Source organism: Novosphingobium sp. UBA1939 (assembly GCF_002336885.1).
GTDB lineage: Bacteria > Pseudomonadota > Alphaproteobacteria > Sphingomonadales > Sphingomonadaceae > Novosphingobium.
On the sequence record NZ_DDFB01000013.1, the window covers coordinates 1 to 21,393 of the forward strand.

13 protein-coding genes and 3 pseudogenes are annotated in these 21,393 nt (G+C 63.9%); 1 reads left to right on the forward strand and 15 read right to left on the reverse strand.

The genetic code is table 11. The features are described 5' to 3' along the window. Positions 1-121: 121 nt before the first annotated feature. The 11 genes and pseudogenes from B3547_RS02335 to B3547_RS02385 all read right to left on the reverse strand — a co-directional run bounded on the left by B3547_RS02335 (position 122) and on the right by B3547_RS02385 (position 15,171). Positions 122-583, reverse strand: a complete 462-nt coding sequence (locus B3547_RS02335) for a MucR family transcriptional regulator (protein WP_292959817.1) — start codon at positions 581-583, stop codon at positions 122-124. Between the two features lie 251 nt (positions 584-834). Beyond that, positions 835-1,305 (reverse strand): annotated as a pseudogene (locus tag B3547_RS02340) (integrase core domain-containing protein); the annotation flags it as partial. Then, positions 1,298-1,769 (reverse strand): annotated as a pseudogene (locus B3547_RS02345) (helix-turn-helix domain-containing protein); the annotation flags it as partial. The pseudogenes B3547_RS02340 and B3547_RS02345, both read right to left, overlap by 8 nt. A gap of 238 nt (positions 1,770-2,007) precedes the next feature. Continuing rightward, positions 2,008-3,774, reverse strand: coding sequence for a peptidase M61 (locus B3547_RS02350; RefSeq protein WP_292959818.1), 1,767 nt, complete (start codon positions 3,772-3,774; stop codon positions 2,008-2,010). A 113-nt stretch (positions 3,775-3,887) separates the two neighbouring features. After that, positions 3,888-6,149, reverse strand: a complete 2,262-nt coding sequence (locus tag B3547_RS02355) for a TonB-dependent receptor (protein ID WP_292959819.1) — start codon at positions 6,147-6,149, stop codon at positions 3,888-3,890. Between the two features lie 270 nt (positions 6,150-6,419). Next, complete coding sequence (locus B3547_RS02360; protein ID WP_292959820.1) at positions 6,420-7,640, reverse strand: pyridoxal phosphate-dependent aminotransferase; 1,221 nt, start codon at positions 7,638-7,640, stop codon at positions 6,420-6,422. A gap of 81 nt (positions 7,641-7,721) precedes the next feature. After that, positions 7,722-9,056 (reverse strand): APC family permease, encoded by a 1,335-nt coding sequence (locus B3547_RS02365; protein WP_292959821.1) that lies wholly within the window; start codon positions 9,054-9,056, stop codon positions 7,722-7,724. Further along, positions 9,053-10,450 (reverse strand): S10 family peptidase, encoded by a 1,398-nt coding sequence (locus B3547_RS02370; RefSeq protein WP_292959822.1) that lies wholly within the window; start codon positions 10,448-10,450, stop codon positions 9,053-9,055. The genes B3547_RS02365 and B3547_RS02370 overlap by 4 nt, the downstream gene beginning before the upstream one ends. An 85-nt stretch (positions 10,451-10,535) precedes the next feature. Beyond that, a complete protein-coding gene (locus B3547_RS02375) occupies positions 10,536-12,644 on the reverse strand; it encodes an amidohydrolase family protein (RefSeq protein ID WP_292959823.1) in 2,109 nt (702 codons plus the stop codon). Continuing rightward, positions 12,641-13,624, reverse strand: a complete 984-nt coding sequence (locus B3547_RS02380) for an ornithine cyclodeaminase family protein (RefSeq protein ID WP_292959825.1) — start codon at positions 13,622-13,624, stop codon at positions 12,641-12,643. Before B3547_RS02380 ends, B3547_RS02375 begins: the two co-directional genes overlap by 4 nt. Positions 13,625-13,641: 17 nt before the next feature. Continuing rightward, positions 13,642-15,171 (reverse strand): S10 family peptidase, encoded by a 1,530-nt coding sequence (locus tag B3547_RS02385; protein WP_292959827.1) that lies wholly within the window; start codon positions 15,169-15,171, stop codon positions 13,642-13,644. Between the two features lie 301 nt (positions 15,172-15,472). Here B3547_RS02385 and B3547_RS02390 point away from each other — a divergent pair, with 301 nt between their 5' ends. Next, positions 15,473-15,943, forward strand: a complete 471-nt coding sequence (locus B3547_RS02390; protein ID WP_292959828.1) for an Lrp/AsnC family transcriptional regulator — start codon at positions 15,473-15,475, stop codon at positions 15,941-15,943. Between the two features lie 705 nt (positions 15,944-16,648). Here B3547_RS02390 and istB read toward each other — a convergent pair. From istB to B3547_RS02410, 4 genes and pseudogenes are all read right to left on the reverse strand, one after another. After that, positions 16,649-17,377, reverse strand: a complete 729-nt coding sequence (istB, locus tag B3547_RS02395; RefSeq protein ID WP_292959862.1) for an IS21-like element helper ATPase IstB — start codon at positions 17,375-17,377, stop codon at positions 16,649-16,651. A gap of 2 nt (positions 17,378-17,379) precedes the next feature. Continuing rightward, positions 17,380-18,891 (reverse strand): annotated as a pseudogene (gene istA, locus B3547_RS02400) (IS21 family transposase). 261 nt (positions 18,892-19,152) lie between these two features. Next, positions 19,153-20,442, reverse strand: coding sequence for an MFS transporter (locus B3547_RS02405; RefSeq protein WP_292959829.1), 1,290 nt, complete (start codon positions 20,440-20,442; stop codon positions 19,153-19,155). A gap of 82 nt (positions 20,443-20,524) precedes the next feature. Further along, positions 20,525-21,334, reverse strand: a complete 810-nt coding sequence (locus B3547_RS02410; protein ID WP_292959830.1) for a 2-keto-4-pentenoate hydratase — start codon at positions 21,332-21,334, stop codon at positions 20,525-20,527. Between the last annotated feature and the right edge of the window lie 59 nt (positions 21,335-21,393).

A 21,393-nucleotide genomic window follows, 5' to 3' on the forward strand; every position in this document is an offset into this window, starting at 1 on the left:
TTTCAGGGCCGGCGTTGAACGCGCGAGAGACCCCGGCGTCAAAATCCTCGACGATCTCTTCGAGAGATGGGCGCTCGTAGCGATTGCACATCCCCCTGGCCTTCCCTCGTTGCGCCGGCGATCAGCTCGGCGCTTTGGTGCTCTTGCGCGGCGCCCGCTTCTTCGGCGCCACGGGGGCCGCTGGAGCAGCAGCTTCTGCCTTGGCGACACGCTTGCGGCCCAGACCAATGCTCTTGGCCAGTTCACGGCGACGCTCGCTGTAGCCCGGCGCGGTCATCGGATAGTCCGCCGGCAGTTTCCAGCGCGCACGATACTGATCGGGCGTGAGATCGTACTGGCTCCGGAGATGGCGCGTGAGCATTTTGAGCTTCTTGCCATCCTCGAGACAGACGATGTAGTCCGGCTTCACCGAGGCGCGGATCGATACCGCGGGAACGAGCTCTTCCTCGACCGGCAGCTTTTCCGCTCCGAGGGCGGTCAGCGACGCATAGACCGACTTGATCAGTTCCGGCATGTCCGCGACGGCAACGCTGTTGTTCCCGACATGAGCCGCAACGATATCCGACGTCAGGGTCAGCAGCATTTCATACGGTTGATTTGTTTCCATAGGAGAGCTCTTTTCTAGTTGGCACCGAGTTGACCCCATCAACGTTATCGTACCGTTACAAAGGGGGCTTGTAGACTCTTGAGATCTTCTCGTCGAGTTCAGTTGAGAGGTAGAGTGAGCGCATCCCGTCATTTGGCAATGAGCAGATATCTTTGTCCCTCGTTAGAACATTCGGCACATCTCGCGACGTAAATTAGCGGAGTGCTGAGCTTGTCTAGTGGTTTATGTTAGGCGGCAAGCTTGCGGTGCTGCAAGCGCCGATATTCGATGGTCTGTCGCTTGATCCTTTCGCGCTGTTCGATGATGGCCGGAGCCCTGCCGAAGTAGGTATCGGCGGGCGTCACGTTGGCCAGGCTCTCGTGGTAACGCTGGTGGGTGTAGTGCTCGACGAAGGCCTCGATCTGGGCTTCGAGATCGCCGGACAGGAAGTAGTTTTCCAGCAGGATGCGGTTCTTCAGGGTCTGGTGCCAGCGCTCGATCTTGCCCTAGGTCTGCGGATGGCACGGCGCACCGCGGACATGGCTCATCTTGTTGGCCTCGATGTATTCGGCCAGTTCGGCGGCGATGTAGCTGGGACCGTTGTCGCTGAGTAGCCGCAGCTTGTGCAGCACAGTGGCATGATCGCAGTCGGAAGCCGCGAGCGCGAGGTCCAGCGTGTCGGTGACGTCCTCGGCTCGCATGTTCGTGCACAGCGTCCAATCGCCATGAACATGTACAGTCTACCCTGTTCGGTCCGAACCTCGGCAATGTCGATGTGGAAGTACCCGATAGGATATGAGCGGAACTTGCTCCGCTTTGGCTTGTCGCCTTCGACTTCCGGCAGCCGAGAGACGTCGTGCCGTTGGAAGCAGCGGTGCAGCGACGATCGTGTCAGGTGCAGGATCGTCGCCTGCAGGGCATACAGGCAGTCATCCAGCGACAGCAGCGTATGCCTGCGGAAAGCGACAATGATCGCCTCTTCTTCGACCGACAGCACGGTCGACCTCGGCTCCTTCGGTCCTGTCTTCCGGTCTTCGAGAGATCGACGCTGGCGCCACTTGGCCACTGTCTTGGGGTTGATCCCGTGTCGCTTTGCGAGAGCTCTCAGGCTCTCTTGACCATCTTGTATTGCTCGACGGACTGCCGCTATCGTGCGGGCGCTCCCGTGAAGATATTGACCCATAGTGCATCCTTCCATTCCCGGTCGAATAATGCACAATCAAATCACCAGACCAAACATATAAATCACAACCTCAAATCTTCTTAATTGGCGCCGGCAGCGGAAAATTTACGCCGCGATACGTTATGAAGAAGGGCAAAATAATCAAATAATATTATGAGGATAAATAAATATAATGTCATAAATATTATAGTGTCGGACCACAAATCAGCGAAAAGTACTCGTCCTGCTTGGACGATGTTTACAATGCGCAGGTGGGAGCCTGCGCGCCAGGAATCCGTTCCCATTGCCAGGCGTCAACGGTTTCGCCCCGCGGCAAATAGGTGATCGGAATGACGCGCCCATCGCGGCGCACCCGCAGCGTCAGCAACTGATCCTGTTCGCCCTGGATGCCATCCTGCGGCACCGGGTCTACGATCTCGTCCCCGTCGCGCAATCCGGCCAGCACCGCCGCCGATCCCGGCGCCAGCCCCCGCACCACGCGGCGTGGTTCGGACAGCACGTCGGTCAGGAAGCCAAGCTCATACCGCCGCAGCGGCTTCGCCACGCGCCGGAAGCAGGGGCCGAAAGCATCGGACGCCGGAACCGGCATGGTGCCTTCCAGAAAAGCCCGGAAATCCGTCACCGCCTGTTCACCAAGATGCTGGCGCAGCAGCATTTCCCAGTCCGCGTCGGTTGTCGCCTTACCCTGATGCTCCAGCGCCAGCATGGCCATCACGAGATCATCTAGCGAGGTCTCGCCGGCCGACGCCTTGCGCAATGCGTCATCGACAGTCGCGAAATAGAGCATCCCGCGATCGTAGGGCAGCGTGCGCACGCGCGTATCGGCCCAGAAGCGCGCCGGCACCACGCTGTTGGGCACGCGCGCCATGCTGCTGGTGTAATAGCGCGCGGCGGTCCAGTTGATATCGGCAAGATAATCGTCCGGTGTCAGCATCCCGAAGCGGAATGGCAGGCGCGCCTGATAGAACGTGGCCAGCCCCTCGCCAAACCATGACGATTCCAGCCCCCCCGGCTGGCTGAGGAACGGCTGGAAGGTATGGAACATCTCGTGCGCCAGGGTGATGCGTATCCTGCCGACATCGCTTCCCCTGCCTTTGCCGAAAGTCGTGACGAACGCATGGTAGAGACCTACGCCGCCGCCCGCATTGACAGGATTGTAGCGCAGGAACACGCCATAGGGGGCCGATTGGCGCTGCCCGAAGAAGCGCGCATAGTGATCGTAGAGCGTGCCGGTCCAGCCGAGCAGCTCCGCCGCGTCAAACGCCGGCACGCCTTGCCAAGCCCCGAAGAAGCCGCGCGCGGGTACGGGCGACGGCCAGGTTCCGATACGGCCGCCCATGAAGAAGCTCATGCGCAATTGCGCGCCATCGAGCGGTTCGGCCGCCGTCACGCGCCCCTCGCCAAGCGAGCTGACGCCCCGGCTGCCACTGGGCGCGCGGCTGAGATCCCAGCCATAGGTCGCGCGGTAACGCAGGTCGCCGGGCGGCAGCAACAGGAACACATGGCCCGCCGCCGAAACGCCACCGCCATCGGCGGAGAAGGAAAACGGTGGAGCCGGCCCTCTCGGTGGGAGCGTGGCTTCGGCCGGCACGGTATATGTCACCGTCACCGGCCCGCTGGTGGCGCGATCGGCAATCCATGCGCGCGAAGGACCACCGGCCACGGCATCGCGCATCCCGGCTTCGGGCAAGGTCACGTCCCGTACGGAGAGGTGCAGCGCACCGCGCCCGTCGCGCACGGCCATGCCCGACAGCACCGTGGCTACGGTGTCGACATTGCTGGCGACCAGCGGCAGCAACAGCAGCGGCTCACCGCGCTTTGCCGCAATCCCGTCGAAACGCAGGGTCACGCGCACGGTGCCGATGGCTGCCGGATCACGCGGGGCCACGATCGGCGTCAGCGTGACATCGATCGACGGTTCTGGTGGCGAAGGTTCGGGTGATGCCGCCAGGACCGTGGCCGGCAGAAAGGCCGCGGCAAGCATCGGTATCACCAGACCAGTCATCCGCACCATGCCATGAACCCCAAACCAAAGACGCGCGGGAACATGGCCCGCGCGTCTTCTCATCCGTATATGGCGGCCGCCCATTTTCCTGGGAAATTGGGTGGCCGCATCGATCAGAACGTCCGCGCCAGCGTTATGCCGAACGTGCGCGGCTGAATGAACAGCGCGGTGGGCACGTTCGCCCCATTCCGGTTCTGCGCTGCCGTGATGCCGCGTTCATCGAACAGGTTGCGGATATAGAGGCTCAGGCTCCAGTCCTTGTCATAGACAAGGCCACCGCGCAGATCGAACACCTTGTATCCCGGGATCAGGATGCGCGGGCGGGTGGCGCTGGCGGAGTTGGTCTGGAACGCGGCGGCGCGATCGCCGATATAGGCCAGTGCGAAACCGAAGTTGCCTTCCAGCTTTTCCGCAATATCGAAGTTCTGCTGCGCGGAAAGGCTGGCTGTGACCTTGGCCGTGAAGGGCAGGCGATCGCCGGCATACCCGCGGAACCCGGCCCCGCCCTGCAACGACAGGATATTCTGCGTGATAGTGGCGTCGGTAAAGGTCAGATTGCCGTCGATCGTCATACCCCGCCACGGCGTCAGGCTCGCAGCGAATTCGATGCCACGGCTGCGCGCCTTGCCGCCGTTCGCCACGAACGTCAGCGAGGTCACCGGATCGGTGCCCTGCAACTGCACGTCGCGCCAGTCGATCTGGAACAGCGCGGTATCGATCGTCAGCAGGCCCGGCACGACCTTGCCCTTGAAACCGACTTCGTAGTTGACCACGCGATCGGGACCGAAGGAGGCCGGAGCGCCGGGAGGCGAACCGATGTTGGGACCACCGGGGCGATAACCGCTTGCCACACGCGCATAGGCCATGATGTCCGGCGTGAAATGATAGCTGGGCGAGATCAGCCAGGTGAAGGCATTGTCGTCGGACTTGGCCGAAATCGTCCCCGTCGAACCGAAAACACCTTCGACCTGACTCGATAGCACCAGATTGGTAAAGTTCTGTTGCTTGTTGTGCGCATAACGACCGCCGAACTGGACATCGAGCTTGTCCGTGGCGTGCCATGTCAGATCGGCGAAGCCGGCGTATTCGCGGTAGGTCGACGGACCGGTGCCGACATAGGGCGTGCCAGTCAGGCTGCCGCTGGCGATCAGCGTCTGGTCGGTCGAGGCATGTTCGACGGTGTAGAACCCGCCCACAAGCCAGCTGAAGGCGCCCGTATCACTGCTCAAGCGCAGTTCCTGCGAGAACTTGTGCGTGTGATCGGCATTGGCGATCTGGATGTTCGGCGTCGTGCTCAGCCCGTACCGCGAACGGATCAGCCCCCCGAATACCGCGGTGACATCGCTGGTGATGACGTTATCGGCGCGGCTCCATGCGCTGATCGACGTAACCTTCACACCACCGAGGTCCAGTTCCGCGCGGCCGGTATAGAGCTGAAACTTGGCCGAATTGACCGAATCCAGCGAACGGATGGTGAGATCGCCGTAAACGGGTTCGAAGGTGGTCACGGCGGTTGAGGCATTCGCGCCCGTGTAACACGTCGCGCAGACCGGCACGCCGCCCGACGTGATCGCGAGGTCGCTGTTCAGCGCATCCTGCTTCTGGTTAAGCGCGGAAAAGACGAACCGGAAATTGTCGGTGGGCTTCACCAGCACGGCGCCCCGGAAGCCCCACACATCGCGCGTGTTGACGTCCCTGTGCTTGGTCACGCTGGGGTGGGCGTTGTCGAGATAGGGTGCATCGTCGCGCTTGAAGCCGCTTCCGCTGATCGCCAGCCAGTCGGTGATGGGAATGTTCACCGACCCGCGCAGGGCATAGCCGGTCCCGCCATGCGATACAGCGGTGCCACCGGCCTCAAGTCGACCCGAAAACTTCGCGGTATCGGGCTCCTTCAGCACGTACTTGATCAGACCGCCAAGGCTGGAGGCGCCATAGAGCGTGCCCTGCGGGCCGCGCAGCACTTCCACCCGACTGAGCGCGCTGGCGTCGAAATCCGGCAACGGCGGCTGCCCTGCCCCGGTCGTGCCGCCAAACTGCACATCATCCACCAGCAAGGCGACCGTGGGCGCCGTGGCGCCGCCGGTGGTCACGCCGCGCAGCGATATGGCGGCCACGCGCTGGCCCGAATACTGGAGGCCCGGGATGCGATCGTAGTAGTCCGACAGGCGGTTCATGTTCTGCGTGGTCAAGGCATCCGCGGAAATCGCGGAAATCGCCAGCGGAACGTCGATCAGGCGTTCGCTCTTCTTCTGGGCGGTGACGATGATTTCATCCCCGCCGGACGCATCGGCCTCCGCTTGCGCAAAGGCCGGCATGGCGGTGGCCATGGCGACGACAGCCGTCGAAATCGAAAACGTGCGTTTGAAACTTGTCATGCCTGTGACCTCCACTGAAATTTTCCGGATCGTGGTCCTGTTCGGCCCTGACGTCCGGATTTTGCCTCCGCCGGATCGCGGCACTGCACCCATGCGGAGTGCGGCACCGGACGACGCTTTCCCTCAATCTTGTGCGGAAGAACCTAACCGCAGCCGCGCGCCATATTTATTCTGATTCCTGCCGCGGCGCCGGTTTCCTGCATAAACTTTCGCCAATCCCCCGGTTGGCGAAAGAAGTTTTCCATCGGCTCGCAGTTGCGGGATCACGCCTCAACCAACGCGTGCGGCCCGCGGCGACCGAGCAAAAGCACGCAATCCGCTTTCAAGCCCGCTGAGGCCAGCCTCCAGATGTTCGTCCCGCTGGCAGAAGCCGATCCGTATATGCCCGGGCGCGCCGAAATATTCGCCCGGAGCCACGATCACCCCGGCCTTGCCGATCAGCCATTCGGAAAACGCTCGCGTATCGTCGATGCCCGGCAGGGACGGGAAACAGATACAACCATCCTCGGGCAGCGCCCCGACCATCAGCCCCTCGGCCTTCATCCGGTCAAACCATGCCTCGAAGCGGGGCCGGCAGCGCGCCACCACACTCCGCGTGGCCGCAGTAAAGCTGTCAGCATCAGCCAGCACTTGCGCGGCCACGGCATGCGATAGCGTTGAAACGCCGAATTCGACTTGCCCGCTGAACGCGCGCAGACGCGCAACGGTATCCTGGGCGCCGACAATCCAGCCGCACCGCAAGACGCCGAGGCCGTAAATCTTGGTCAGGCTGGAGATCGAGATCACGGCTGACGATAGGGCCGCCGCCGCGCCGCGCCGACGATCCCCTTCGGCATAGTCGGCATAGACCTCGTCCACAACCAGAAGGAAGCCGCGCCTCTCCGCCAACTGCGCCAAAGCGCGCAGGATCGCTTCATCCAGCTGCATCCCAGAAGGATTGTGGAGATCAGACAACACCACAAGCCGGGTCCGCGGCGTAAGTTGCGCCTCCAGATCGGCAACGTTGATCGCAAAGCGATCACCGTGACGCGCAAACCCGTCCACCGCGACGCCCTGCGCGTGAGCCAGGCAGGTAAACAGATCAAATCCCGGCGCTTCGACCAGAACATGGTCACCAGGCTTCAGAAGCGCGCGATAGATCAGTGAGAGCGCACCGGTCGCACCGGTCGTGCACAGCACCTGCTCGCGCGGCACGCCGTAGCGGTCCGCAAGCGTATCGCGCACAAACGGATTTCCGTCGCCGAAGGCACTGACATAGTGCTCGGAAAACGCAGGTTCGACCGTTTCCAGAACAGCTTGCCGCAACAGCTCGCGCGGTTCCGGGACCGAGCTTTCAAACAGGCTTACCGTTTCGCCGCCCCGCGCACGTGACATGGCGATCGCACGGCGCACCCACTGCGCATAACTATCGGACGCAGGGCTATCGAACACGGCGCTATCGGACACCGGTTGAACGGGCTTGGCCGCCGGATTGCTTTCAGGTCTGGACATCGGCATCTTTCTACCGGCCTCATCCGGCACTTGTTATTCTATATCCGGGGCCGGAAGCGCCGCCGTGCATAATTTGGTCTGCTATCGGGCAGAAGATCGCTTGGCTTCGTCGCCACCGTCGTGACGCCCCTTGAGGAACCAGTAGAGCAATCCCAGCACCATCCAGCCGCCAACCAGCAGATAGGGTCGATAGTCCGCTTCAATCCCGAAGACCGCGATCGACAGCGCACAGACTACCCCGGTATAGCCCACGACCACGATCTTGCCCGGTGCGAGCCGCACGCGCGCACGCGCGTGGATTTCCGGGTGGCGCCGCGCCACCACGGTCGCCGAATAGGAACAGGCCATGTATTTTAACATCGTCGGCACGTTGACCGCGAGCAGCAGGAACACGAGGCTCGGCGGCAGAAACAGTCCCGTCAGCGCACAGACATAGCCCAGCATGATCGCTCTGTGCGGCGTCCCGAAGCGCGGATGCACTTGTGCGATCGCGCGCGGTAAAGCTCCATTGCGCCCCATCGCGAACAGGCTGCGTGAAAACGTAAGCGCGGCGGCGTTCATCGACTTGAAGATCGAGACGCAGGCCGCGCCGACGATCAAGGGGACGGCCAGATCGCCCAGCGCGACTTTCGCCGCATCGAGCAACGGCGCCTTGCTTTTCGCCAGAACATCCGGTCCGACAAGCCCCAGTGCGGTGGCGGCAACGAGACCGTAGACCAGCGCCGTCAGACCGATGGCCAGCGCGATGCCCAGCGGTACGTTACGCTCCGGATCGCGCACTTCCTCCCCGATCTCGACCGCGGATTCGATGCCCAGGAACAAGCTGATCATCAGCGGCACGACCGCCAGGATCGTCAGCGGGGGCGCGGCCAGCGGATGCCCGACCAGCGCCGGATCAAAATGGGGCAGCCCTGTCGCCACAAACACGCCGAGCACCAGCAGCAACAGCGCCATCAGCGCCGACTGCATCTTCGCGGCGATGGCGACGCCCACATAGTTCAACGCAAAGATCGCGGTTATCACGATCGCCATCGCGGGCTTCAGCGGCACGGGCACGACCATGCCCAGGTAGCTCACCATCACTTGCGACAGGATCGTCAGGGCCCCGACGTTGGAAATGATCCGCAACCACGCGATGATGAAGCCGACGCCGGGATGAATGAAGCGCGATGGCCATTCATAGGACGCGCCGGAAAGCGGCAGCGCCGATCCGAGGTAGGAATAGGCCACCGCGAATACCAGCATCGGCAGCGCCGCCACGCCAATCGCCGCGAGCAGCCCCGATCCGGCGACTTCGGCGGTCGGCTGGAGGATCGAGAAGATCGATACGCCTATCGCGGTGCCGGCGCCGAACGTCACCACGCCCAGCAACCCCACGTTCCGGCGCAAGCCGTTGCCTGCAGCCATGTCCGTCATTGCGGTTCCTTCACGAATGCGCGGATATCGCGCACCAGCGCCGTACGGGCTGCCGCGCCGAGGTAGGGCATATGCCCCGATGGATAGGTACGGACGGTCATCGCGCGTTGCGGCACGCCGGCATGCGCCAGCGTGTATTCGGCGGTTCCCGCCGGCGTCACCAGATCGAACAGGCCCGTCCCTACCAGCAGCCGCAGCCCGGAATTGCGCGTCATGGCGATGGCCAGATCCCTGGCGAAGTTGCGGCCCAGCGGAACACCGGGGCCATATCCGTAGTCCCAGCGCGCGTTGACCTCCCGAAAGGCGATCGCCTGATAGGGCCTGTCCATGGCGATCCCCAGGTCTTCGCGCGCATAATCCTGCCACGCCGCCACGAAGCCGGGGACGTACTGGCCCATGGCCGGATCGTCCGCGACGGGATCGTCACCCGTCGGCGCAGCCGGCAACGTGAAGCGTGCATCGTACTGCCCGATGCGCTGCCCCGCGTCGCCCAACAGCAAGCGCCCGAACAGCCCGGCGGAAACCCGCAGGTTGGCCTCCAGAACATCGGCTTCGCGCAATCCGGTCAGTGCCGCCAGTTTCCGGGCGACCGCTGCCTTGCGGTCGGCCGGCAAGGCGTCACCCCGATACAGCGCGCCAAGGTATTCGTCCGCGATGAAGCGCCGCGCGGCATCCGCCTGTCCTTCCGGTGTGCAGTCCGCGGCAACCTTGTGAAAATGACACGCCGTTGCGGCCAGCGATGGCAGCAGGCCGGTATAGGCGCGATCATCCCCTTCCGCACCGCGCGCCATGTCGAGCGCCTGCCCCAGCAGGATCACGCCGTTCAGCGTGATCCCTTCCATGCGGCCGGTCTGCGTCGGGCCACCGGCCAGAAGCCGGGCCACGACTGCCGCCCGGATCGTTCCGTAGCTTTCGGAAAGCAGGTACTTCGGCGAGTTGATGCGGCCATGCCGTTGCAACCATTGCTGGATGACCTCCACCGTTGCCTTGGCATCCTGCTCTACGCCCAGGAACTGCTCGGCCTTGCCACCGGGAAGGATTCGGCTGTACCCGGTGCCCGGCGGATCGATCAGCACGATATCCGCCACATCGAGCGGACTGTCGGGATTGGGAACCATCGCGAAAGGAGCACTGGTGCGCGGAGCGGCAGGATCGTCGAAGTCGATGCGGCGCGGCCCCAGGAAACCCAGATGCAACCAGATCGAGGCCGAGCCGGGGCCGCCGTTGAACGCAAAGATAACCGGGCGCGCGCCGCCATCACGGCGCAGGTAACTGGTGGTGAAGACGCTGGCGGCTTCATGCCCTTCGGCATCGCTCAGAATGAATTCCTCGACCGCCGCGGTATAGGGGACCCGCTGCCCGCCGAAAGTGCCCTGATGTGCGGTCGTGAACACGCGCGGTCGGGCCGGCTCCTGCGCCCGAGCCGCAAACGGCATGGCAATGGCCAGCGCAACCGCCAGCCACCGGCCCAGAAAGCAATCATTCGCCAAGATGTGCCTCGTCGATCTGTCCGGAGCCGAAACCGGCCACCGGGCCGCCGGAAGCGGTGCGCGCCGCAGGCTGCGCCGTATGAACCTGCGGCACGGTCGCAAACGGTGTGATCCCCAGCGCGGTGTAAATTTCCGTCGGAAAGTAGACAACGCCGCCACGCATCACCATGCGCGGCCGGCGAATGGCGGTGATGTCCTGCGTCGGATCGCCGGTCACCAGAACGAGATCGGCCAGCTTGCCGCATGCGATCGTACCGAGACGGTCGGTCCGCCCCAGAAATTCCTCCGCGCCCAAGGTTGCCGAACGCAGGGCTTCCGCCGGTGTCAGCCCTGCCCGGACATAGAGTTCCAGTTCGCGCAGCACTGAAAATCCGGTGGCATCGTCAGTGCCGGGCAGCAGCCGGATACCTTCCCGGTGAAGCAAGCCGATGGTCTCCAGCACCTTGGCGAAACCGGAACGGTAACTCCGGTCGGCGCCCTTGTCCGGCAACGGAACGAACGAACGCTTGCGATAGCGCTGAAAGCCGACCGGCATGTGCCCCAGAAAGTCTTCCTGCCCCGGCGGAACCTCACCGGCCCGGCTGAGCATAAGCTGCTCGAGGATGACCGCCGTCGGATCCAGAGCCACCCCGTGCTGCTTCATCAGCTCCACCGTATGGCGAACCGGCGCCGACGCGAGATCGAGCGTCCCGGCGCGCGCCATGGCCGTCAGCCGCAACGGGGTCCTACTGTCCTCGCCGGGCTGCAGAATCCATCCCAGCATCAACTGGTTGATATGCGCGATGGAATCGTAGCCATCGGCAATGACGCGGTCCGGCGTATCGAACGCGGGGACGTGGCCCGTGACTTTCAGGCCCAGCCGGTGCGCTTCGTCCGCGATCGGCCGCACCCAGTCCGGGTTCATCGAGTTGTAGATCTTGATCTCGGCATAGCCCCGGTCGGCATACCAGCGCACATCCCGCACCGCCTCCTCGATGTTCGCCGGAATGAAGCCGTTGCGTGCCGAATAAGGGCTGCGCCCTTCGATGAAACCATTCGGGGAAATGCGCGGCCAGCCAACCTTGCCTTGATCGATGCGGGAGAGAAGCTCCTGCAGGAAGGCGTTGTCGTTGCCCATGTCGCGCGTGGCCGTCACCCCGGCGGCCAGGTACATCAGACCCGAAGCCAGCGTGGCGTGGGAATGCATATCGTGAAGGCCAGGATAGACCGTGCCCCCTTCCCCATCGATCACCGTCTCGTCGGCCGGCGCCGGCGCGCTGTCATCCAGCAGCACCTGTGTGATCGTATCCCGCATGACGATCACGGTCGATAGCGGAGACAAGGTGCCGCTCGCCGGGTCGAATACCCGGACGTTGCGGATACGGACGGGGGTATCGAAACGGTGCGCCAGCTTCTGCTGAAGCGCGACGGCGCGCGCGATTTCCAGATCGTCGCCCAACTGTGCCAGTACCGGCGCCCATTTTTCGTATCCCTCGCGGATGACGATGCCGCCTTCGGACGGACCGAATACCGCAAACAGCCGTCCGGCGGGATCGATCAGCAGGTAACCGGGGTTGAGTTGCACACCGGTCAGGCGCAGCGCGGTAACCTCCACGGCCGCCGCGCCCTCGCCGATCGTCAGCGTCCGCAAGCGCTCCACCGCAACCTTGCCAGAAGGCAGCGCATCGAGAGCGCTTCCAGGCTGCGCCAGCGCCGCCCGCGCATAGACCCACAGCGCGTAGGGACTTTCATCGTTGACCACGTAGAGCGGCGGCCGGGCCGCCTTCACGGTTCCCGCATCGGCCTGGCTTTTCCATTCCGCCCGGCCTTTGGTCCACACGAACCGTTCGTCCACCGCCCCGCCCATCAGCGAGGTGCCCTTCACCGTCCACGTCACGGGAATGCCGTCCGCTCCGAACGTCACATCCTCGACGTGCTTGGGTCCACGCCCGTTGTTATCGACGCGATAGTCCACGGCCGCATGGTTGCCGTCGGTGGCAATGGCGAGAGAGCCCACGTTTTCGCCATTGGCGATGATCGCCAGCCGCTCGGCCGACGTGGCCAGCGCCGGCTCGCTACTGGCGGCGAACAGGAGAACGGGGGCGAGCAGACGCTTCATGATCCTGTGCTTTCCTGCAAGGCGCGGGCGTGGAGATAGGCAGCGGCGGCGAGGTCCTGAACGACATGGCCCAGCGACTTGTAGAGCGTGACCTGGTCCGCATTCTCGCGGCCCGTCAGCTTCCCCGCAAACACATCGCCGATCGCACCAACGACATGGGCATCGGTCACCATACCGGCGTCGCGCGCGACCGCCAGTTCAGACGCCTGCGCCAGCGCACCGGGGCGATAGTCCGCAATGTAGCGCGCCCGCGTCACCAGAGCGGTATCGACTTCGACCGGCCCCAGCATGCTCGACCCGACGAGATTGACATGGGCGCCGGGCTTGACCCATTCGCCCAGCAAGACCGGCTCGGAAGAACCCGTCACCGTGCAGATCACATCGGCCTCCTGCGCGGCCTGACGCGCCTGGGCGACCGGCACTATCGGCAAATCGAGTTCGGCCGAGAGCCGAGCGGCCAGCGCGGCGGCGCTTTCCGGCGAGCGCCCCCACAGCAGGACACGATGAAACGCGCGCACATGGCGCAGGGCGCGGAGATGCGCTTCGGCCTGCGTGCCGGTGCCGAAAATCGCCAGCACATCCGCGTCGGCGCGCGCCAGGACATCGGTTGCGGCAGCGGTGGCGCAGGCCGTGCGGATGCCGGTCACCGCCTCGGCATCGGCCAGGCAGGCGACTTCACCCGTACCGGCATCATAGGCAACGACCACGCCGCGGTGGCGCGACCGGCCGGGTCGCGCCGGATCTTCGGCCACGCTGACCAGCTTGGCCCCGAACGATCCGGCCCCGAGCGATCCGACAGCGGCCAGATCGCCGGGCATGACGCCGAACAGCACTTGATCCGACACTTTCACGATCTGGCGCAATGGCTGTGCTCGCGCGGCCTGCGAAAGACTGCGCATCGCGTCCCGCACTGCGACGATGCATCCGGGATAGTCGAGCAGCCGCTCCACGTCGGCCGCATCGTAGAAGGGAGGTTTCATGCCGCCACGTTCCTCGCTCACCGCACCAGAGCGCGGATATCGTCGCCGATTGCTTTCGCGGTGGCGGCCACCGAATAACCGGTATGGCCCCCGTCGTAATAGCGCAGCGTGACGCGCGCCGGATCCCATCCGGACTGGGTGACCAGCAGTTCGGCAGCCCCCATCGTGGTCTGCGTATCGTAGAACCCGTTGCCGACGACGAGCCGGAAGGCGGGATTTCGGTCCATCATCCGGGCGATGCCGCTGTAATAGGGCCAATCGCCGAACGGGCTGGTGCTTGCGCCCCAGCCCCATTGTTCCAGGCTCGCAATGGCAACAGCAGGCACATAGGGTTCGGACCAGTCAACCTTAAGATCGTCCCGAACGTAAGCGGGAAACAAGTGCTGCACCGCGTCGCCGATCACTTCGGATGGATCGGGCGCACCGCCCTTGTCGGTCACTGGCGCGACATAGCGCGCGTCCATCCGGCCTAGCAGAAGCCTCCGGTCCTTGAGCAGTTCGACGCGATAGCGTTCCTTGGTGATCCTGAGCGCGTTCGCCATGTACCAGTCTGCGGGAATGCCTGTGAATTCCGCCAGCTTCTCCGCGACACGGCGACGATCCCCCTCGGGCGCGGCATTGCCCTGGTAGAGCGTGGCGAGATAGTCGCCCTTCGCGAACGCTCGCACATCGGCGAGAAAGGCATCGAGCAATCGGCCCTTGCGCATGGCACGACCGTGATACCAGCCGATCGCGGCCAGCGTTGGCAGCGAGGCGACATAGCTCGTAAGGTTGGCCGGGCGCTGGGCATATTCGATGATGTTGACCGCCTGTCCGTACAGGAACATGCCGGCCAGCGGCAGGGGATCGGGGCCTTCGGCCAACTGCCCGGCAATTTCGGCAGCACGGTTGGTGCCGTAGCTTTCACCGAAGAGATAGACGGGGGACTTCTCCCGTCCGTGCGCCTTCAACCAGGCGCGGATAAACGCGGCAAACTGGCGCGCATCGTCCTTCACGGAAAAGTAGGCCGAGGGTCGAGTACCCGCCATGACCCGGCTGAAGCCGGTGGAGGCAGGATCGACGAAAACCAGATCGGTCCTGTCGAGCGGCGAGAACGCATTGTCGACCAGACGCAACGTGGCCGGATCGGCCGCAAGATCATCGGGAAAAGCCACCCGGCGCGGCCCGATCCCGCCGATATGCAGGTACTGCGAAGCAACGATCGGGCCACCGTTGAAGAGGAACATCACAGGCCGCTTCGCGCGAAGCGCATCATCCCCGTCAGGCAGATCACGCGTGTAGGCGAAGCTGACGATCCGCGCGCCTTCGCCTGCAGGCCCTGTGCGCACATCCAGCCCTTCCACGGTGGCGGTATAGGCAACCCGCTCCCCCGCAAAGACGCCCACGTGCCGCGTCACCGCCGGCGCCGTACCGGAGCTCGTGCGGACAGCAGCTCCGGCACCCCTGGAACCCCCGCTGTCCGCCGCGAAGGAAGCGGACGAAAGCGCCAGCAGCACCATCGCCAGGGTATGGCGCAGAGCAAGGGAACGCGATGCCGGAAACCTCATGTCGGGAACATGCTCCTCACTTTCGGGACGGGATCAGTTTACGGATGAGGCCGGGAAATGATTATGCGAATGTAAGGACTTGATCGAAACCACTGCATAGAAATGCCCGCCTTGTGGCATGTGCGCGAAATGCCGCTGAGAACCACAGCTATTCGGACAATGCCCCAGGCGCCGATCCTGTGCGCAAGATATGCCGATATGGTGACAGCTTCGCGCCCGATTTGAGCGTCACTCTGCATCATTTATGTTGAAACAGGTGCCGACGGCGTTCACATGATTTCTTCCTGGAACGGAGTGGACCATGACCGACGCGCTTACCCCGATAGACATCAGGATTCTCGAGCAGGTCCAGAAGGATGCAACGCTCTCCACCACCGAACTGGCGGAGCGCGTGGGTTTGTCGCAATCGCCATGCTGGCGGCGGCTCCAGCGTCTGCGCGACGATGGCTATATCACCGGGCAGGTCGCCGTGCTCGACCGGAAGAAGTTCGGCAGCAACCTCTACATCTTCGCCACGCTCAAGATGGCGACGCTGACAGACGAACAGCGCGCCGAATTTCGCCGCAAGGTGGAACTGACGCCCGAAATCATGGAATGCCACACCGCTTTTGGCGAACGCGACATCCTGCTGAAAATTATCGCGCAATCGCTCGAATGGTATCAGAACTTCATTTTCCGTGTGATCCTGAAGCTGCCAGGCGTCGTAGATATCCAGTCGGTCGTCACCCTGTCCGAAATCAAGCACACTACAGCCATACCGGTGCGTCCTTAAACCAGCGCCCCCGACATACCTGAGCAATCATTCGCAGCCGCTCGCCTCTTTCATATCCTTTTTCGGTGTCGTAAACGCTCTTTCAGTTACTTACCCAACCAGCGGGCCGCTACCAGCGCGGCCATCGACCGATAAGTCAATGCTGCAATAAAAGCCTCGTCTGCCGCATCGTATGTACAGAGACACGGGTGATTTTTTCGGTATTATATGTTTGGTTCCGGGATTTGATGCTGCGATTCATCCGCTCAACCTAGCCATTATCCGGCATGAAAGCATTGGCGCTTCAAGACTCGGCCGATTTTCGGATCTGCGCTATGGTGAGACCATCCGGGTTTTGGGGCGCTGGAAGCACGTGAGTGCGGGCAGGCCGACTTAAGACCATGGGCTGTGAGCCCGAGCCGTTATTTGGCCGCCCCTGCGGTCCGCCCGGATGCGCTGCGAGCGCGAATCCGTAGTTGCCGTGTTGCCCGCACGCTTCCGATCTGAACGAGGAGGAAGATCATGCGAGTCATAGGAATGGATATCCACCGCACTGTCAATCGGCGTCCAAACGGGACCCCCGATCGGCGCGCAAAAGGGACCCCCTCTCAACGATGGCAGGACAGTCGAGGAACGCGCCTTGCGCTGCTCGCGGCGTAGGGAGGGCGGAGCCCGACCGGAGGCGCGCGCAGCGCAAAGCATCTTAATCCCGGCGTGCGGCGGGGATCAGTTTCGGTTCTTGAAGCGCCAGCTGTCATTGCCGGTCTCGATGATGTCGCAATGATGGGTGACGCGATCGAGGAGAGCGGTGGTCATCTTGGGGTCGCCGAACACTGTCGGCCATTCCCCGAACGCCAGGTTGGTCGTGATGATGACGCTGGTTTGCTCGTAAAGTTTGCTGACCAGATGGAACAGCAACTGCCCGCCTGAACGGGCGAAGGGAAGATAGCCAAGCTCATCGAGCACGACGAGGTCGAGGCGAGAGAGCTGGGCGGCAAGCGCGCCGCTTTTGCCGATCCGGGCTTCCTCTTCGAGGCGGGTCACCAGATCAACGGTGTTGAAGTAACGCCCCCGCGCTCCAGCGCGGACGACATTGGCGGTGATGGCGATGGCCAGATGGGTCTTGCCGGTGCCGGTGCCACCGACCAGGACGACATTGCGCCGTGCGGGCAGGAACGCCCCGCCGTGCAGCGAACGGACCAGCCCCTCGTTGATCGGTGTCCCCTCAAAGTGGAAGGCATCGAGGTCCTTCACCACCGGCAGCTTGGAAGCGGTCATCTGGTACTTGATGGAACGGGCGTGTTTCTCGGCGACCTCAGCCTTCAGCAGGTCGCCAACGACATGCTGGACGGGGTGCTGGCGCTTGAGGGCGTCGGCAATGACCTCATCATAGGCGTGACGCATGCCGGCGAGCTTCAACTCGGCCATCAAGTCGATGATCTCATGGCGCTCCATCATCATGCTGCCCTCCGCACGGGCAGCAGCCGATCATAGCGGCCAGCATCGGCGATTGGTTCGATCTTGAGCTGCAGATGCTCGGGCGTGGCGATGCTGGGCTCCATCGGCGCCGATCAGGACCGGGCCAGGATATTGAGCACGACATCGGCGCTCGTAACCCCCTGGGCCAACGCTTCGGCGGCGGCGGCTTCCAGCGCGTCGAGACCGTCGACCGTGGCCGCCGTCAGGATCTTGACCATCTGCCGGTCGCCATCGTCGCTGCCCTTCAGCTTGCCGCGGAGACGCTCCAGTGCTGGGGGCAGCGCAAGCTGCTTGAACGGCGCGCCGTTCCTCAGCGCCCCAGGCTTCTTCGCCAGCACCGGCACATAGTGCCAGGGATCATAAACGGTCTGCTCGCGGCCGAAGCGGCGATCGTGCTCGGCGACGATATCGTCGCCCTGGCGGATGACGATGCGGCCGGCATAGGCATGGACCTCAACCGGCCGCCCGAGAGCCCGGGCCGCCACCGAGTACTTGTTGTAATCGAACCGCACCAGGAGCGTCTTGGAGACCGAGGCGGTGACGGAGTGGAAGCCATCGAACGGGGCCGTCGGCATGCGCATCAGCGCCGGCTTCTCGTCCTCGAACACGTCAGCGATGGTACGGTCACGACACTCGGGATGCCGATGGGCACTGGCATGTTCCAGGCAGCGGTCGAGCAGCCAGGCGTTCAACTCCTCGTAGCTGGCAAAGCGCAGCCGGGGCGTGAAGAAACGTTCGCGCACTACACCCACCTGGTTCTCGACTTGCCCCTTCTCCCATCCCGCCGCCGGCGTGCACGCGGTCGGCTCGACCAGATAATGGTTGCACATCTGCAGGAAGCGGCGGTTGAACTTGCGCTCCTTGCCCAGGAACACCGCATCCACCGCGGTGGTCATGTTGTCGTAAATCCCCCGCGTGCAGACGCCGCCAAAGAAGGCGAAGGCTCGAGCATGGGCGTCGAACACCATCTCCTGCGTCTCGCGGGGATAGGCACGTACGAAGAACATCCGGCTATGGCACAGCCGCATATGCCCGACCTTCACCGTCGTCGTCACGCCCGCCAGCACAACGACCTCATGACTCCAGTCGAACTGGTAGGCCTCGCCGGGCTCGAAGCTCAGCGGCACGAACGCGGTCGCCGTGCGACCAACTTCCTCACGCTGCCAGCGACGTGCATGGCGGCGAACCGTATCGTAGCCACCCTCATATCCTTGCGCCCGCAGCGCCTCGAACAGCCGGATCAGCGTCAGCCGTTCACGCCGCGGCTTGCGCTCGTTCTCCGCCAGCAACCGCTCGAGCTCGGCAACGTGGGCGCCGAGCTTGGGCTTCGGCTGAACCGTGCGATCGTAGCCGAACTTGCCGTCCTCCGCTTCGATCGCCTTCCTGACCGTCTTCCTCGAAACATGCAGCCGCCGCGCGATCTCCCGCACCCATTGCCGCTGCACGAAATACGCACGCCTGATCCGTCCAATCGTCTCCACCGTCGTCATCCTCCGCCTCGTCGCCAACCACAAAAGCTGACGACCATAGATGACCCGGGGGTGGTCCCCGATTAGGCGCCGATCTCCGAGTCAGGTGGGCACCACTTGCACGCCGAAACACATCCGCCCAATACACCACAGCTGCGTACCGAGAAATCCCGGTCGCAAACGGCATCGTCGGCACAATGAGCTGGCGGAGAAATCCGTACGACAACGCCTAGGCCGAGAGCTTCATGAAAACGCTCAAGGCCGAGGCGGGCTCCCGCCAGATCACACCCGCACCGGCGCGAGGCGCGGGCTGAGCAGGTGCACGGCGGCAAGCGCGAGCAAATATGCGCTGGCGCAGATCGCGAAGAGCACCTCGTAGCTGTGCGTGGCATCGAGGATATAGCCGGTGAAAAGCGCCATTCCCATGCCACCGAACGCCCCCACGGTGCCACCAATGCCCACCACCGAGCCGACCGCGCCGCGCGGGAACATATCCGACGGCACGGTATAGAGGTTGGCGGAGAACGCCTGATGCGCCGCCGTCGCCAGCCCGATCACCAGCACCGCACCCCACACGCTGTCGATCGACTGCGCGAACCAGATCGGCAGCACGAGCAGCGCACAGAGCAGCATCGTCGCCTTGCGGGCGAAGTTGACGCTGCGCCCCGCCTTGATCAGCCGCGACGACATCCAGCCGCCGGCAATGCTGCCGAGGTCTGATATCAGGTAGATCGCCGCCAGTGGCAGGCCGAAGCTCTTGAGATCGAGGTGGTAGCGTTCGAACAGGTAGCCCGGCAGCCAGAACAGGAAGAACCACCAGATCGGGTCGATCAGGAACTTGCCCAGCGCATAGGCCCAGGTCTCGCGCACCACCACCAGCTTGCCCCAGCCGATCTTCGCGACCGGATCGGCGGGGTCCTGCTGGATCCAGGCCAGTTCGGCCTTGCTGACGCGCGGATGTTCAGCCGGGTGGCGGTAGACAAGCCACCACGCCACCAGCCAGGCCGCGCCGAACACGCCGGTGATGAAGAACGCCGCCCGCCAGCCGAACCACAGCACTAGCGCGGGCACGAGCAGCGGCGTGATGATCGCGCCCACGTTGGCGCCGGCGTTGAACAGGCCGATCGCGAAGGCGCGCTCGCGCTGCGGGAACCAGTCGGTGACCGCGCGGATGCCGGCGGGGAAATTGCCGGATTCGCCCACGCCCAGCCCAAACCGGGCGGCCGCGAAGGAGCCGACGCCCAACGCGAAGCCGTGCGCCATGTGGCTGATCGTCCAGATGATGATCGCGATGGTATAGCCCAGCCGCGCGCCCAGCGCGTCGACGATCCGGCCAAAGCCGATATAGCCGACCGCATAGGCCATCTGGAACCAGAACACGATCGTGGCGAAATCGCTTTCGGTCCATCCGAATTCCGCCACCAGCGTCGGCTTCAGAACGCCAATCATCTGGCGGTCGATGTAGTTCACCGCCGTGGCGGCGAACAACAGGCTGACGATCACCCAGCGATACCGTCCGGCGCGGGCGCCCGCCTGCGCGATCCCGTCTGCTTCCGCCGAAGAACCGACCATGCCCATCTCTCCCCAAGCACCCGCGCCCTCAAGGAACGGTGCGCCGTTCATGCCGGTGCCGGAGCACTGGCGACTGATGCGATCAACGCGGCGTGGCCGCCACGATCCCGCACGATACCGTGCCATGCGTGCCGAACACGGCACGGAAATGCTGCCCCACGGCGATTTCGTGGACGCCGGTAATCGCGCCGGACGAAACCCACAGCCCGCGCGAAACGTCGAACCCGCGCGCGATCAGGTTGGCCAGGAGGAACCGCACCGCGCCGAAAGGGCCATCCAGCATCGTCGCGGCCGTCGCTTCGCCTACCACCTTGCCATCGATTTCGGCGCGCACCGGGATCGCACAGAGGTCCAGCGTCCGCCAGCCTTCCAGCACCGCGCCGCGCACCAGCCCGGCGTTGTTGCCGAAATCGGACACGGTGACGGCAGGGCCGCCGGCATTGATCCCCGGGTAAGGCGAGCTGGCGATCTCGATACCGATGCGCACATCGTCCAGAACGGCGATCGTCTCGGCATCGTCCGTCGGGACCGGCCCGGCAAAGCCGGGCGCGACATGGAGCAGGATTTCCGCCTCGGCCGCGGCGAACCCTTCGGCGAAGACGGGCATCTGCGGCGCGCTGCCGGCAACCGCATCGACCACGGAATCCGCGAAGATCGGGCCGGACAGCCGGTTGCTGCCCAGTTCGCCGTCCAGCGGCGGGTTGATGCGGCCGACTTTCCAGCCGACGATGTCACGCCCATCGAGCCCGATCGCGCGATCCTGGATGCCATAGGCGCCCGCCAGATCGCCCGGCGCGATGCCGGGATAGTCCGGCAAGCCGCGCGCTTCGCGCCGGGCTTGCACGAAAGCCCGGGCCACCGTTGTCGCTTGGTCGTTCAATTCCGTCCCCATCCCAAAATCCGTCCTGTGCCGGGTTGCCTATAGGAAACCGGTGTCATCGGCAAGTATCC